This window comes from Myxococcus sp. SDU36 (assembly GCF_030168875.1).
Taxonomy (GTDB): Bacteria; Myxococcota; Myxococcia; order Myxococcales; family Myxococcaceae; genus Myxococcus; species Myxococcus vastator.
On sequence record NZ_CP077414.1, the window covers coordinates 2,405,602 to 2,420,845 of the forward strand.

Annotated in this window: 10 protein-coding genes; 6 read left to right on the forward strand and 4 right to left on the reverse strand. The window is 68.9% G+C overall.

What is annotated here, in order from left to right; all coding sequences use genetic code 11:
- Window positions 1-175: 175 nt before the first annotated feature.
- A complete protein-coding gene (locus tag KGD87_RS09315) occupies window positions 176-1,696 on the forward strand; it encodes an Hsp70 family protein (RefSeq protein ID WP_176411793.1) in 1,521 nt (506 codons plus the stop codon).
- 45 nt (window positions 1,697-1,741) lie between these two features.
- Here the strand turns inward: KGD87_RS09315 and KGD87_RS09320 are convergent, their stop codons facing one another.
- Window positions 1,742-3,814 carry a protein kinase domain-containing protein gene (locus KGD87_RS09320; protein WP_284667111.1) on the reverse strand — a complete coding sequence of 691 codons (2,073 nt, stop codon included), beginning with the start codon at window positions 3,812-3,814 and terminating at the stop codon, window positions 1,742-1,744.
- A gap of 68 nt (window positions 3,815-3,882) precedes the next feature.
- On the opposite strand from KGD87_RS09320, the gene KGD87_RS09325 reads away from it, so the two are divergent.
- From KGD87_RS09325 to KGD87_RS09345, 5 genes are all read left to right on the forward strand, one after another.
- A complete protein-coding gene (locus KGD87_RS09325; protein WP_284667112.1) occupies window positions 3,883-6,024 on the forward strand; it encodes a carotenoid oxygenase family protein in 2,142 nt (713 codons plus the stop codon).
- Window positions 6,025-6,372: 348 nt separating this feature from the next.
- Entirely contained in the window at window positions 6,373-8,145 is a 1,773-nt protein-coding gene (locus KGD87_RS09330) for a chemotaxis protein CheA (protein WP_284667113.1), read from the forward strand.
- The gene (locus tag KGD87_RS09335; RefSeq protein ID WP_284667114.1) at window positions 8,130-9,785 is read left to right on the forward strand and encodes a methyl-accepting chemotaxis protein; all 1,656 of its coding nucleotides are present in this window, start codon (window positions 8,130-8,132) and stop codon (window positions 9,783-9,785) included. Before KGD87_RS09330 ends, KGD87_RS09335 begins: the two co-directional genes overlap by 16 nt.
- Window positions 9,786-9,803: 18 nt before the next feature.
- Window positions 9,804-10,379, forward strand: a complete 576-nt coding sequence (locus tag KGD87_RS09340) for a chemotaxis protein CheW (RefSeq protein ID WP_502888035.1) — start codon at window positions 9,804-9,806, stop codon at window positions 10,377-10,379.
- Between the two features lie 6 nt (window positions 10,380-10,385).
- Window positions 10,386-11,264 carry a CheR family methyltransferase gene (locus KGD87_RS09345; protein ID WP_502888036.1) on the forward strand — a complete coding sequence of 293 codons (879 nt, stop codon included), beginning with the start codon at window positions 10,386-10,388 and terminating at the stop codon, window positions 11,262-11,264.
- Window positions 11,265-11,273: 9 nt separating this feature from the next.
- Here KGD87_RS09345 and KGD87_RS09350 read toward each other — a convergent pair whose 3' ends face one another.
- The 3 genes from KGD87_RS09350 to KGD87_RS09360 form a co-directional block, all read right to left on the reverse strand.
- Window positions 11,274-11,453, reverse strand: coding sequence for a hypothetical protein (locus KGD87_RS09350; RefSeq protein ID WP_284667117.1), 180 nt, complete (start codon window positions 11,451-11,453; stop codon window positions 11,274-11,276).
- Between the two features lie 196 nt (window positions 11,454-11,649).
- The gene (locus tag KGD87_RS09355) at window positions 11,650-14,091 is read right to left on the reverse strand and encodes an ADOP family duplicated permease (protein WP_284667118.1); all 2,442 of its coding nucleotides are present in this window, start codon (window positions 14,089-14,091) and stop codon (window positions 11,650-11,652) included.
- A 7-nt stretch (window positions 14,092-14,098) separates the two neighbouring features.
- A complete protein-coding gene (locus tag KGD87_RS09360) occupies window positions 14,099-15,238 on the reverse strand; it encodes a cupin-like domain-containing protein (RefSeq protein WP_284667119.1) in 1,140 nt (379 codons plus the stop codon).
- Between the last annotated feature and the right edge of the window lie 6 nt (window positions 15,239-15,244).

The following is a 15,244-nucleotide window of genomic DNA, read 5'->3' on the forward strand; positions in this document are numbered from 1 at the left end:
CTGGCCACCGGGCGGGCACTGGGAGCGCCACGGCCCCTTCCTGGGGAAGCAGGGAGCCCGGGTCCGCATTCCCGGGGAGCGGCAAACGTCGCGGTGTGTGAACTCGCGCGCGACGCGAGGGTGCGCTACGGTCTTTTTCTTCCTCTGCGGCCTACCCACCCGGAGTCCAAGCAAGATGCACAAGGAGCCCATCATCGGCATCGACCTCGGCACGACGAACTCGTGCGCGGCGATCGTCGAGGACAGCGGGAACGTCAAGCTCATCCCCTACAAGGGCGGCGAGTACACCATCCCCTCGATCTTCGCGATCGACGACAAGGGGAACGAACTCATCGGCTACGAGGCCAAGCGCCAGTGGCAGCTCAACCCGCGCAACACCGTCTACGGCTCCAAGCGGCTGGTGGGCCGGGGCTTCGGCAGCGAGGTCGTCGACACGATGAAGAAGGTCGTGGCGTACAACATGCGCCCCGGCAAGCAGAGCGACGTCACCCTGGACGTGGGGAAGAAGGAGTTCACCCTCCAGGAGATCAGCGCCAAGATTCTCGGGAAGATCCGCGAGGTCGCCTCCAACTACCTGAAGATGCCCATCAAACGGGCGGTGGTGACGGTGCCGGCCTACTTCAACGACCGGCAGCGCCAGTCGGTGAAGGACGCGGGCAAGCTCATCGACCTGGAGGTCGTCCGCATCATCAACGAGCCCACCGCGGCGGCGCTGGCCTACGGCGTGGGCAAGGGGCTGAAGGAGAAGGTCGTCATCTACGACCTGGGCGGCGGCACCTTCGACGTCTCCATCATCGAGATTCGCGACCGCGTCTTCGAGGTGAAGTCCACCGGCGGTGACGTGTTCCTGGGTGGCATCGACTTCGACAACGCCATCATCCACCACGTCCTCAAGGACTTCGCGGCGAAGACGGGCATCGACCTCGCCACGGATCCGGTGGCCATGCAGCGCATCAAGGACCTGGCCGAGCGCACGAAGATCGACCTGTCCGCGCGCGAGGAGGTCCCCTTCAACATCCCCTTCATCACGATGACGTCCCAGGGCCAGCCCCTGAACATCGAGATGAAGTTCACCCGGAAGATGCTGGAGCAGCTCACCAACCAGCTCGTGGACCGCACCCTGCAGATGGTGGCGCGCGTGCTGGTGGACTCGGGACTGTCCACCAAGGACGTCGACGAGGTCATGCTCGTGGGCGGCCAGACGCGCATGCCCATCGTCCAGGACCGGCTCACCAAGTTCTTCGGCAAGCCGCCCAGCAAGGGCGTGCACCCGGACGAGGCGGTGGCCATTGGCGCCGCGCTCTACGCGCACTCGCTGCAGGACGACACCAACCTGCGCATCCAGCTGCTGGACGTGATTCCCATGGCCATTGGCCTGGAGAAGGCGGGCGGCGCCTTTCACGTCGTCTTCCCGCGCAACGCGGCCATCCCCAACGCCAAGCAGTTGCTGGCCACCACCAGCATGGACAACCAGACCGAGCTGGCCGTGCGCATCTTCCAGGGCGACAACGAGCTGGTGGCCCGCAACGACATGCTGGGCGAGTTCACCTTCTCCGGCATCCAGCCCGGCCGCGCGGGCTCCGCGCAGGTGGAGATCACCTTCGACGTGAACGTGGAGGGCATCCTCACCATGCGCGCGCGCGACCCGGCGTCCGGCCGTGAGATGAAGACCACGGTGCGCGTCACCCAGGCCTGATTCGCCTCCCCTGCCCCGCTCCCGTGCGCCGGGAGCGGAGCCCCCTCAGCCGCCCCGGGTGGTTCCGCGGCCCTTCGCCGCCGCTTCCGGCGCCAGGAAGGCCGTCGCGTCCTCCGTGCCTGGCGGGCCGTGGACCTGGTCGCGGGCCAGCTCGAAGAGGCCCGTCTCCACGGGCACCAGGTGGATGCGTGACGCCGCGCGCGCCTGGGCCCGGCCGCTGACCAGCACCTGCCCGCGCCCGGCCCGTACCGCCAGCCGCGCCGCGGTGTTGACCACGTCTCCCAGCACCGTGAAGTCCAGCCGGCCGGAGGCCTTCGCGCCCACGCTGCCGGCCACCAGGTCGCCCGAATCCAGGCCCATGCAGACGCCATGCGCGTAGGGCGCGCCCTCGCCTCCACGCGACGCCAGCGTGCCCAGCTGCCGGTGGATGGCGTGGCAGGCCTCCAGCGCCAGGTCCACGTGCCCGGGGCCCCGGAAGACGGCCATCACCGCGTCGCCCATGAACTTGTCCACGATGCCTCCGCGCGCGAGCAGCTCCGGGACAATGGCCTCGAAGTTGGCGTTGAGGCGGCGCAGGGATTCGGGTGGCGCTTCCTGGTGCAGCACCGGCGTGAAGGCGTCCACGTCGATGAACACCACCGTGCCTTCCACCCACTCACCCGCCATGGCGTCCGAGCCCTGGAGCAACGGCGGCAGCCGCTCCAGCACCGCGCCCGGGACGAACATGCGCAGCAGGCCGTTCTCCTCCGTGTAGCGCACGGTGCGGCGCAGGTCGCGCACGTGCTTCAGCGTCTTGACGAGCGTCGCCTCCAGGTCCGGGAAGTCGATGGGCTTGGTGATGAAGTCGAAGGCGCCGCGGTTCATCGCCGTGCGGATGTTGCTCATGTCACCATACGCGGAGACGATAACCACCCGGGTCAGCGCGCTGATCTCCCCCACGCGCGACAGGAACGTCAGCCCGTCCATGCGCGGCATGTTGATGTCGCACAGGACGACTTCGATGTCGGGGTGCTGGCGCAGCTCCTCCAGCGCCTCCTCGCCGTCCGCGGCGAAGAGGAACTGGTAGACGGAGCGACGGATCTGCTTGCGGAAGCTCTGCTCCATCAGCACGACGATGTCCGGCTCGTCATCCACGACCAGGACCTTCGCCGGGCGTGACGGCCGACCCGCGTCCACCGCGTGGGTGAGGGCGGAGGCCAGCTCGTGCGCGGACTGGAAGCGGCGCGCGGGGTCCACGTCCAGGGCGCGCGCGAAGAAGGCGTCCACCTCCGTGCCCAGCTCCGGCGCCAGGCTGGACGGCGTCGCGGGCGGCGGCGGCACGTTGCCCAGGCGCATCTGCCGCAGCGACTCCAGGGGGAACGGGTGCTGTCCCGTCAGCGCGCGGTACGCCACCACGGCCAGCGCCCAGAGGTCACAGCGGTGGTCCAGCCGTGGCGCCAGCCCCCGGAGCTGCTCGGGGCTCATGTACCGGGGCGTGCCGGCCATCTCCTCCTCGGGGTGCGGCCGGGCCGCGCCGCCGGACATCAGGAGCGCCAGGCCGAAGTCCAACACCTTCACCTGTTCGCCATGCTCGGTGCGCGCGAGGAAGAGGTTGGCCGGCTTGAGGTCGCGGTGGATGACGCCCGCGGCATGCGCGGCGGTGAGCGCGCGGGCCGTCTGCGTCACCAGCCGCTCCACCATGGCCAGGGACAGCCGGCCGCGGCGGTTCAGCAGGGCCTCCAGGTCCTCGCCCACCAGCCACTCCATGACGATGTAGGGCGTCTCGCCGGAGAGGTCGCAGTCGTGGACCTGGATGACGTGGGGATTCTGGAGGCGGGCAATCGCCTGCGCTTCCCATTCGAACTGCTGCCGCGCCAGGGGCGCGGGCGCGCAGTGGGCCGCCATCAGCTTGAGGGCCACGCGGCGCTGGAGCTTGGGATCCAACGCCACCCAGATGGTGCCCATGCCACCGCCCGCCAGCCGCCGCTCCAGGACGTAACGGTCGCCAATGACTTGTCGCTCGGAGTTGGAGTCTTCAACCATGGGAAGTGGGAAGTGTCTCACACCGGCCCCTCGCAAGGTACTGCGTGCTGCCCTCTCCCACGGCGGCCAGCCGCGCGGCCTTGACCGGCCTGTCACAACGCGCGTGCTACGGTCCCCGCCCCCAACCCGATACGGCGTGCACTCACCCAACCTCCGGAGGCGTCATGCCCGAAACTGAATCCGTTCTGAAGTCCCCCGCCCCCGCGGCGACTGAGGCGTCCCCTTCCCTCTCGCGTGAGCCGGACGGCCATGCCCTCCCCGGGCTGCACGTCCCACCGGGGCTCAGGCCCGGCATGCCGCGCAACGCGATGACCACCAGCCCGGTGGAGTACGTCAACGAGCCGCTGCAGGTGCTCGCCGGCGCGCTGCCAGCGGACCTGCAGGGTCACGTCTATGTCGCGGGGCCCAGCGTCCACGCGGGCTCACCGGCCCTGGCCTCGGACGGGCTCGTGATGCGCCTGGACTTCCAGGTGGGCGGCGCCCGGTTCACCTCCGCCACCCTGCGCACGCCGTCGTATTTCACACGCCAGCAGGTGGACGCGGGCGCGACGGCGCGAGGCCCCCTGACGCGGCTGCTCAACCGCTTCCGCGAGACGACGCTGGCGGACGTGTCACTCACGCTGGGCCCGCAGGAGACGCCCAACACGGCGCCCTTCCTGGTCGAAGGCGAGCGGATGCTGCTGGTGACGACGGACGCGGGCCGCCCGTGGGCCATCCACCCCAAGACGTTGAAGGCGTACACGCCGCTGGGCTACCTGCGCGAGTGGAACCGCGCCCTCCCCACGCCGTGGGCCTTCCCGCTGCTGCAGAGCACGGCCCACCCGGCCTTCGACCCCGCCGAGCGCATGGGACCGCGCACCGACGACAAGCGGCCCCGCCTCTTCTTCACCAACCACGCGCCCAAGTGGCCCCTGGGCCCGGGCTTCACGCAGCTGGTGAGCTGGGACACGGAAGAGAACCGGCTGAACCACTGGAAGCTGATGGACGCGGCCACGGGCGAGCCGGTGGTGGCGTCGTCGCTGCATCAGATCGCCGCCACGCGGGACTACGTGGTGCTGCTGGACGCCAACTTCCCCATCAACTTCTGGCAGATCGCCGCGCAGGCGGCGGTGCCCTTCCTGCCGCGGGTGCAGCGCGCGGTGGAGTGGCTGACGGCGTCCCCTGCCGCCCCGCAGGCGGTGTTCTGGGTGGTGCGTCGCGCGGACCTCCAGACGTCGCCTGGCACGCTGGACCCGGAGAATCCGCCGCTCGTGTCCGCGCACCGCTTCCAGGCCGGGGGGGGCGGGCTGCACTTCGCCGCCATCTACGAGAACCCCGACGACGTCATCACCCTGGTGGTGGGGCACTCGCCCACCGAGGACCTGTCGCATACCTTGGAGCCGGGCGAGCTGCTCATCAATGGCAACCGCGTGCAGGACTGGCAGGCCGGGATGCCTACGGCGGTGCCCGTCACGCGCAGCTCCATGGGGGTGCACCGCATCGACATGAAGCGGCTGCGCATCCAGTCCAATCTGTATTCACATGACGACTTCACCTGGGGCCTGACGGTCTTCTCCAACACCGGGCTGGTGAATGGCGAACTGGAGGCCCACCTGCGGCTGCTGGGCCACGTGATGAATGGCAAGGTGCCGTCGAAGGAGCTGGCGCTCTACCTCAACTCGGACGGCTTCACGGCGGACATGGTGCCGGAGGCCCTCTACCAGCTCTACAAGCCCGTCGTCGGGGACAAGTCCGCGCTGCCCATCCGCGACGGGCGCGCGGCGAGCTTCTTCAAGTTCTTCGTCGACTCCGGCCGCTTCGAGGGCTTCGTGCTACCCACCGGCTGGTTCGGCTTCGCGCCGCAGTTCGTCCCCAGCGCCCGGTTCCCCCAGGTGCCGCACTGGAAGGGCTACGTGGTGGCGCTCGTCGTGTCGGACCCGACGCCGGACCTGCCTGAGAACTCCACGGGCGACGAGGTCTGGGTCTTCGACTCCGAAGACCTGGCCAAGGGCCCCATCTGCCGGCTGGGCAGCCGCAACTTCGACGTGGGCATGACGCTGCACACCACCTTCCTGCCCCCGGGCCTGCCAGACCTCCTGGAAGGCCAGCCTCCGGGCAACGTGGCCCCCTACTGCGTGGACGTGCGGCAGGACCTGGACATGGACGCCATTGAACAGGCGTACCTGGAGTGGCCCCAGACGCTGCTCCCCCGCGTGCCCCCGGTGCTGTTCGCGCCGTGGCGCCTGGGCGTGAGGTGGGCGTTGAACTTCCCGAAGCTGCGTCAGGTGCTCCAGGAGGATGTGTTTCCGCACTTCCCGCGCAGGTGACGGTGTCTGGGATTGATGGGTCCAACACACCCCAGCCAAGGTCCAAAGCACCCCTCAATGCCTGCTCAATTACACACTCCTCGGGTTTGACAGGATTTGTGTTGACACGTTGAAACTTTTCTCAACCCGCGATAGGGTCGTGTCCGGTTCGTGACACTCCCCACGCGCGGGTTGGTCCGGCCGTGCGGAAGCAGGCTCCGCGCGGCCGGAGCGTCGTGGGCACAACCCGTCCTCCTGCCGTTCGACGCGTACCTGCATGACCTCCGACATGATGTGCTGTTTCATGGATGCCCCCGGCCCGGGGCACTTCCTCTGGGAGCCGTGTATGCGTCTCCAGGAGGCGGTGCCATGAGCGCGACCTCAGGGGGCCCGCCACCCGGCATGGGGCCGGAGTGGCAGCAGGTGTTGGCTGTCTTCGCCGATGAGGCGGAGGAACTGCTCTCCTCCATGGAGGAGACGCTCATTGCCCTGGAGGCGCGTCCCGACGACGAGCGCCTGCGCACCCTGTTCCGGCTGGCCCACAACCTCAAGGGCAGTGGGAGTTCGCTGGGCTTCGAGGCCCTGACGGACTACGTCCACGGCGTCGAGGACCTCATCCAGGCGCTGCTCGACCAACGACTCGCGGTGGATGAGCCGTGGATTTCCCTGTTGCTGGGGGCGGTGGACCACCTGCGCGAGCTGACTCGGGCCGCGCTCGCGGGTGTGGACCAGTTGGGTCCCGCGCACCAGACACAGCTCACGCGGCTGCGTGAAGGCGGCGCCACCGGAAGGTCGCAGGGGGCGGGCGCACCGCCCTCCGTGGCCGTTCCGTTGGAAGACGGGTCCCAGCGGGTGGAGACGCGCGCGGCGTCTCGAGGGCGTTCCCTCCGGATGGAAGTCGAACGATTGGATCGGATCGTCACCCTCACCGCGGAGCTGTCCATCGCACGAGGCCGGATGACGCAGTTCCTCCTGGAGGCGGAGGCTTCTGGCGCGAGCTGGGACGAAGCGCTCACCCAGCAACGGGAGATGGACCCGCTCTTCCAGGAGCTCCAGGAAGAGGTGATGCGGGTGCGCATGGTGCCCGTCGGGCCCCTGTTCCGGCAGCACCTTCGCACGGTGAGGGACCTGGCGCGGGCGCAGGGCAAGCTGGCCCTGCTGGAGCTGGAGGGCGAGGACGTGACGATGGACACTGCCGTCCTGGAAGCGCTACGCGACCCCCTCCTCCATCTGCTGCGCAACGCGCTGGACCACGGCATCGAGACGCCAGCGGAACGCCAGGCCGCGGGCAAGGATGCCTGTGGGCGCATCCGCCTGCGTGCCTTCCATGACGCAGGCAGCGTCGTCGTGGAGCTGTCGGACGACGGGCGGGGCATCCAGCGCGAACGGGTGAAGGAACGCGCACGCGAGCGGGGGCTGACGTCCACACTGGAGCGGCTGAGGGACGAGGAAGTGGACCGCCTCATCTTCGAGCCCGGGTTCTCCACCGCGAAGACGGTGACGGAGCTGTCGGGACGCGGCGTAGGCATGGACGTGGTCCGCCGTGACATCGAGGCCATGCGAGGCACGGTGGCCGTCCGGAGCCAGGAGGGCCATGGCGCGACGATGACACTCCGCCTGCCCCTCACGCTCGCCGTCATCCAGGGCTTCGCCATGGGCGTGGGCGACCAGGTCTACGTGGTTCCCATCGAGCTGGTGCAAGAGTGTCTGGAGCTGCCTGCGGCGAAGAGCACCCGCGAGGAGGCCGGCATGTTGTCACTGCGAGGGCAGCCCCTGCCCTACCTGCGGCTTCGCAACGTCTTCGGCTTGGAAGGTGAACCTCCGAGTCGAGAGAACGTGGTGGTGCTCCGCCATCCGGATGGAGTCGTGGGGCTGGCGGTGGACCACCTCCAGGGGGACGCACAGCGCGTCATCCGCCCGCTGGGCCGGCTGTTCCAGGACGCCCCGGGCATCTCCGGGTCGACGATTCTGGGAGATGGCCGCGTCGGTCTCATCCTCGACCCCCCCACGCTGGTGCGCAGGGCCATCCGCCAGGCCAACGAACCCCGACATGACGCATGGAGCGAAGCGGCGAGCCCCGCAGGTTCTCCCCGAGGTCCGTCATCCCGCAGCACGGAGTCGTCACCATGTTCGACAACCTGAGCATCACCCGAAAGCTGCTACTGGCGTTCACCACCATGGTGGCCATCCTCATCACCATCGTGATGGCGACGTACTCGACGCTGAACCGGACCGCGGACGCGGACCTGGAGAACAAGCGGAGCACCGAGGTGCTCATGACCCTCCGGACCCTGGAGGGCGACCTGGCCGACGTCGAGACAGGCCAGCGTGGGTTCCTCATCACCGGTGACGAGCGCTTCCTGGAGCCCTACACGGCGGCCCGCACCAGCTTCGTGCAGAACCTCAATCACATCCGGGAGTTGACCGCGGACAGCCCCCGTCAGCAGGAGCGGATCCAGGAAGGCCGCGACGTGTTCCAGCAGTGGCTGAGCCAGCACATCGACAACTCCATCACCCAGCGCCGGGACGTCAACGCGGGCCGGGGTGACCTGAATGCGCTCTTCGACGTGGTGAAGGAGGCCGGTGGCAAGGAGCGCGCCGATCGGCTGCGCGCGATCTTCACGGAGATCGCCACCGAGGAGACCGCGCTCCAGGCCAAGCGCATGGAAGCGATCATGGGATTGGTGGCACTGCTGTACGACACGCTCGTCTTTGGCGGGGCCCTGGGCGTGGCGCTCGCGGGGCTGCTGTCCTTCGTCCTCACACGCAGCATCGTCCGGCCGCTGTCCGAGGCCGTGCAGGTCACCGACCAGGTGACGGGCGGTGACCTCACTGCCACCATCTCCGTGCGCGGCAAGGATGAGACGGGGCAGATGATGACGGGCATGCGGGAGATGATTCACCGCCTGTCGGGGGTCATCAGCGAGGTGCGCGGCGCGGCGGGCTCGCTGTCCTCCGCGTCCACGCAGGTGGCCGCCGCTTCGCAGGGCCTGTCTCAAGGCACCAGCACGCAGGCCGCCTCCGTGGAGGAGACCACCGCGAGCCTGGAGCAGCTCAACGTCACCATCACCCAGAACGCGGAGAACAGCCGGCAGATGGAGCAGATGGCGCTCAAGGGCGCCCGCGACGCCGAGGAGAGTGGCCGCGCGGTGAAGGAGACCGTGGAGGCGATGAACGCCATCGCGGAGCGCATCTCCATCATCGAGGAGATCGCGTACCAGACGAACCTGCTGGCGCTGAACGCCGCGGTGGAGGCCGCCCGCGCCGGAGAGCATGGCCGGGGCTTCTCGGTTGTCGCCACCGAGGTGCGCAAGCTGGCCGAGCGGAGCCAGAAGTCCGCGAAGGAGATTGGCGCGATGGCCACGTCCAGCGTCCGCGTGGCGGAGCGCAGCGGGCAGCTGCTGACGGAGCTGGTGCCGGCCATCCGCCGCACGGCGGAGCTGGTGCAGCAGGTGACGACGGTGTCGAAGGAGCAGGCCATTGGCGTGTCGCAGATGAGCCGCGCCATGGTCCAGGTGGACCAGGTCACCCAGCGCAACGCGTCCGCGGCGGAGGAGCTGTCCTCCACGGCGGAGGAGATGGCGACGCAGGCCGAGTCGCTGCTCCAGATGATGACCTTCTTCCGTCTGGCGGATGGCAATGGCTACGTGACGCGCGGCACGCCGATGCCTCCCGCGCCGCGTCTGCCTGTGTCCCCGGCGAAGTCGCTGTACGCGGCGGCGCAGGGGCACCTGCCCGTCCCGCCGGCGCCCGGCTCGAACCAGGACTTCCAGCGGTTCTAGGCGGCGAGTTCCATGCCCATGAGAGACTCCATCGACAAGGCCGCCCGCTCCAACTACCTGAGCTTCATGCTCGCGGGAGAGGAGTACGGGGTAGGCCTCCTGCGGGTGCGGGAGATCATCGAACACCGCCCCATCACGCGCGTGCCGGGCATGCCCGCGGCCGTGCAAGGCGTCATCAACCTGCGGGGCAGCGTGGTGCCCGTGGTGGACCTCGCGGTGAAGTTCGGCCTGCCAGCGCGGCCCATCAGCCGCTGGACGTGCTTCGTCATCGTCGAGGTGACGCTCGACGGGCAGCAGACCGCCATCGGCTTGCTGACGGACTCCGTGAGCGAAGTGCTGGAGCTGGGGCCGGGGGACATCGAGATGCCGCCCGCCTTTGGCACCCGCGTGCGGCTGGACTTCCTGCTCGGCATGGGACGGCATGAGGACAAGTTCATCATGCTGCTGGACCTGGACCGGCTCCTGTCCGTGTCCGAGCTGCTCAGCCTGATGTCCGCCACGTCCGAAGAGACTCCGGCGCCCGAGGCTGACGTGGCGGCCGCGGTGGAAGTCGTCACGGAGAGTGCGCCGGACGAAGCCACGGGGAACGGCTGACGGATGATGACGGGCCCCCTGCCAACCGCGCCGCCGGTGTTGACGGCCAGGGAGTTGGCCCTGTTCCAGGCGCTGGTGGAGCGGGAGGTGGGCATCCACCTGTCTCCGGCCAAGGACGCGCTGGTGGCCAACCGGCTCTCGCGCCGGCTGCGGGAGCTGGGGCTCACGTCGTTCGGTGCGTACTACGCGTACGTCACCGAGCGAGGGCATGAGGCGGAGAAGGTGCGGATGCTGGACAGCCTCTGCACCCACGAGACGTCCTTCTTCCGCGAGCCCCAGCACTTCGAGCTGCTGCGCGAGCGCGTCTTCCCGGAGTGGGTGGCCCAGGCCAACGCGGGACGCAGGTCGAGGAACCTCCGCGTCTGGAGCGCGGCGTGCTCCACCGGTGAGGAGCCCTACTCCATCGCCATGAGCCTGCTGGACGCGTTTCCGAAGGGCTCGGGCTGGAGTCTGGAGGTGCTGGCCACGGACCTGTCCACGTGGGCCGTGGAGCGGACGCAAGAGGGCCTCTGGAGCTTGGAGCGGGCCGTCACGATTCCGCAGCGCCTGCTGCGGGCGTTCATGCTCAAGGGCGTGCGGACCCAGGAAGGATTGATGAAGGCGGGCCCGGAGCTGCGCGCCATCATGCGCATTGGCCGCGTCAACCTGAACGCGCCGGGAGAATGGCCCGCGGGGCCGTTCGACCTGATTTTCTGTCGGAACGTCCTCATCTACTTCGGCGCGGAGGCCCGCGGCCGTGTGATTCAAGGGATGCTGCACCGGCTCCCGTCCACGGGGTACCTCTTCCTGGGCCACGCGGAGAGCCTGACTGGCGTGGACGTGGACGTCCGCTCCGTGAGCGCGAACGTGTACATGCCACGGACCGGTGCGTCGGACCGAGACTGAGGGCTCACTTCAGAGTTGCCACGCCTTGCCCTTCTCGCGCAGGGCCTCGCGGGTCGCGGCTACGTCCTGGAGCGCCTTGAACGGGGATGAATCCGCGAGCTTGAGCACGGAGTCGAGGACCGCGCCCGTGAGCTGAGGGTTGTTCGTGGAGATGGCGGTGTCGAGCCGTTCGAAGGTCGAAGGCGCCAACGACTGACGACAAGCCTCTGGCGGCCCTCGCAACACGCTCTCCGCCCAGACTTCAAGTTGCCTGCCGGGTGCGCTCGGGCGGAGGGACTCTGGCACGACGCACGCTGGCCGCCCCCCCCCCGAGCGCCGCTCCTACCTGGGCTGGCCCGGAGGGCGGCGATGGCTCGGGCAAGCCCTCCTTCAGGCAGGCTGCGGCCTATTCGCTCCGCAGCGCCTGTATCGGATCCACGCGCGCCGCCCGGAGCGCCGGCACCAGGCTGGCCACGAATCCAGCCAGGGCGAGCACCGCTAGCACCGCGACGATCGCCAGCGGATCGGCCACGCTGACGCCGAAGAGGAAGCTCTGCACGAGCCGTGAGAAGGCCATCGCGAGCGCGAGCCCGATCGCCATTCCCAGGCCGATCTGCCAGCCCGCCTCGCGAAGCACGTCCCGCAGGATTCGCGACTGCGGCGCCCCCAGCGCGGCGCACACGCCAAACTCGTGCCGGCGCGAGGCGACCGCCACCGCCATCACCGCGTACAACCCGACCGAGGCCAGCAAGAGCGCCAGTCCGGCGAACAGTCCCACGAGCAACAGATTCAACCGTTGCTCGCTCGTGGTCGTCGCGACGATGGTCTCCATGGGCTGGAGATTGGAGATCGGCTGCAGCGGCGCGACCTCCTGGATCGCGCCCCGCAGCTCGCGCTCGTTCATCCCCTGGGTCGTGGCGCGCAGCCTGACCCCATAGCTGAGCGGTCCGAACTCGCGCAACAGCGCCCAGATCGGCGGCGGAATCTGCGCCAGAGGCGCGTAGAGCGTCGGCGGCATCGGCTCGCCGGGACCGAACTGGCGCATGTCACCGACCACGCCAATCACCCGCATCGAGATGTTCGGCCCCTCGTCCATGGGCAGCGTGACGGTCTTCCCCATGGGCTCTCCGTCCAGGTAGGCGCGGGCGAAGCCGGCGCTGACCAGGCACACCAGCTCGCTCCCCGCGTCGTCGCGGTCGTCGAAGCCGCGCCCGGCAATCACGGGGATGCTGAAGGTCTCCAGGAAGCCCGGGCTGATGAGCCGGTATTGACCAGTGATGGTGCGCTGGTCGGGGAGCACCATGCTGTAGTTGAGCTGGGAGCCCGTCGGCAGGTTCGTCGAAGCGCCGACGTTCTCCACCCCGGGGAAGGCCCGCAGCCGCTCGAGGATGCGGCGGGTCTGCTCGATGGCATCGTTCGCGACGACGTAGCGCTCCTTGACCGGCGCCAAGGTGAACGTGGTGACCGCGCGACTCTGAAAGCCCATCGGTACGGATTCGAGCTCCTGCAGGCTGCGCATGAACAGCGCCGCGCCCAGCAGCAGCACCACGGCCACCGCGATCTGCGCGACCACCAGCACGCGCCCCAGCCGGCCACTCTGGCGGCTCAAGCCGCCACGGCCTCCTCCGCTCAGCTCGCGCGCCAGGTCGATGTGGCGGCTCCGGAGGATGCCCAGCGTCGCCGCGACCACCGCCGTCGCCAGCCCCGCCGCGAGCGCGAACGCCAGGCTGGCGCCGTCCAGCGACACGGCCTCGCCGCGCAGCCACTCCGAAGGGACCAGCCCGCCCAGCAGCCGCAGGCCCACCCACGCCAGTCCCAGGCCTGTGAGAGCGCCCACCAGCCCCACCAGCGCGCCCTCCGCCAGCGCCGGCAAGCCCAGGCGCCACAGCGGGGCTCCCAGCGCGGAGCGCACCGCTCCATCGTGACTCCGCGCCAGGGCGCGCAGCAGCATCAGACTGGCGAGGTTGATCGCCGCGATCACCAGCACGCACGCGGCCGCCCCCAGGAACAGCCAGAGCGTGTCTCCGGAGCGGCGCGAGAACACGCTCGTCGAGAGCGGCAGCGCCGACGGCGGATTCTTCCGCAGATACTCCTGCTGACGCTCCGTCGCCCCCCCGCTGTCTTGCAACATGGCGCTCAGCACGACGCGCGTCTCCGCGGCCGCGCCCGCGACCGTGGCGTCCGGCTTGAGCCTCGCCACCACGATCTGGTTCGTGGAGAGGTCGCGACTGACCGGGTCCGGCTGGAGTGACTGGATGAGGTCGAAGCGATCCGGCCAACGGAACGCTTCGGGGAGCACGCCGACGACCTGGACGGCCCGGCCTTCAATTTGAAGACTCCGGCCCACGACCGACGCATCCGCGCCGAAGCGCGTGCGCCAGAACTCGTGGCCGAGGATCACCGCCTCCGGCCCGTTGGGCCGATCCTCTTCGCTGTTGAAGTTGCGCCCGACCGCGGGTGGCAGCCCCAACGTCTCGACGAAGCCGCGATCTGCCCGCAGCGCGGTTACCACTTCGGCCTGGTCGCCAAACGCGATGTTCGTATTGGTCGTCCAGCCCATCATGATTCCGGCCGACTCCACGCTCCGCATCGCCTTGAGCTGCGGGTAGTACCGCGGCGCGGCGATGTTCTGGTTCTGCTCGACGATGATCCCGAGCGTGACCAGCCGATCCGGATTCGGGAACGGCAACGGCTTCAGCAGCGCCTGATGCAACAGCGAGAACGCGATGGTGACCGTGGCGACGCCCAGCGCCAGCGTCGCGACCGCGAGGACAAGATATCCGGGGCGGCGCAGCAACCCGCGCCAGGACTGACGCGCCTCTTCGAGCATGACGCCGATCGAGTTCATAGGCCCGTCATCGTAGCCGAAGGGGGGCGCTGCCACTCACTTGAGTGACGCCGGAAATCGGGCCATCGGCGGCGCAATCGGTGCGCTCCAGACATGGCTCGAGGTGGGCGAGGTAGAGGCGCCGGATGCGCGCCACCTCGGAGTCGTCGTGCGCCTTCACCGCCGCGCGCAGCACCTCGGCCATGCTGCGTCGCCCCAGCTCGACCGAGGAGAGCCGGTCGAACTCGGCCAGCGGCACGCCCCCGCAGAGCTTCTGCCGCACGGCCTCCGGGCTGGACTTGATTCGCTTGCCGAACACCTCCGCCCACCCCGCCGACACGGCGTAGTCCGGCAGGTTGCTCTGGTCGATGAAGTCGAAGCTGACCGAGATGGACGTGTCCAGCGTCTGCACATGGTGGGCCCAGCGCGTGCCGACGAAGAGCACCTGGCCCACTTCCAGGTCACCGCTCCATTTGACCGCCTCGCGCCACGTCGGGAAGTCAGCCTCGTCCGGCTGCACGGGGTCCATGTAGCCGACGTCGGGATTGTAGACGTGGCGGAGATCGTCCGGCGAATACAGCGTCGCCCGCTTGCGGCCCTTGAGCTGCGCGATCAGCGCGATGGTCCCGTTGTTGTCGATGTGCAGCGGCGTCAGCGCCCCGGGCAGGCTGACCAGCAGCCAGAAGTGGTTGAACAGGGAGTAGTAGTAGGGAAGCGCGTGGTTCCAGGGCACCAGCGGCGCCGGGACCAGCGGATTGACCTCGGCGAAGACCGGGTCGTCGGCCTTGTGGACGATCCTCAGCGTGCCGCAATACAACGGCAGGTTCTGGGCGAGAAACTGCTCGTAGTCGCCCTCCATCCAGCGCCCGTCGTAGATTTCCCGCGCTCGCTCAGGGTGGCGGATGTAGTCCAGGTAGCGGCTGAACTCAGTCTCGACGCTGACCAGGCTCGACTTGCGATTGGTGATGAAGTTCGGCGCTTTGGCGAAGGCGCTGAGCTGCCCGAAGCGGGATTCGAGATAGTCCAGGCGCTGCCAGGCTTCGTAGCCCGGCCAGGCCTGGATGTAGTCCTCGACGATCCACGGGTTGTCATGGAGCAACCTCGGGTTGCTCTCCGCCATGCGGCGGAACTCCTCGCTGGACACCACCGGTATCTGCTGGGTCTGCATGGCTCA

Coding starts and splice junctions, on each gene's coding strand:
- KGD87_RS09315 (WP_176411793.1), top strand. CDS start 176: ATGCACAAGGAGCCCATCATCGGCATCGACCTCGGCACGACGAACTCG.
- KGD87_RS09325 (WP_284667112.1), top strand. CDS start 3,883: ATGCCCGAAACTGAATCCGTTCTGAAGTCCCCCGCCCCCGCGGCGACT.
- KGD87_RS09330 (WP_284667113.1), top strand. CDS start 6,373: ATGAGCGCGACCTCAGGGGGCCCGCCACCCGGCATGGGGCCGGAGTGG.
- KGD87_RS09335 (WP_284667114.1), top strand. CDS start 8,130: ATGTTCGACAACCTGAGCATCACCCGAAAGCTGCTACTGGCGTTCACC.
- KGD87_RS09340 (WP_502888035.1), top strand. CDS start 9,804: ATGAGAGACTCCATCGACAAGGCCGCCCGCTCCAACTACCTGAGCTTC.
- KGD87_RS09345 (WP_502888036.1), top strand. CDS start 10,386: ATGACGGGCCCCCTGCCAACCGCGCCGCCGGTGTTGACGGCCAGGGAG.
- KGD87_RS09355 (WP_284667118.1), bottom strand. CDS start 14,091: ATGAACTCGATCGGCGTCATGCTCGAAGAGGCGCGTCAGTCCTGGCGC.
- KGD87_RS09360 (WP_284667119.1), bottom strand. CDS start 15,238: ATGCAGACCCAGCAGATACCGGTGGTGTCCAGCGAGGAGTTCCGCCGC.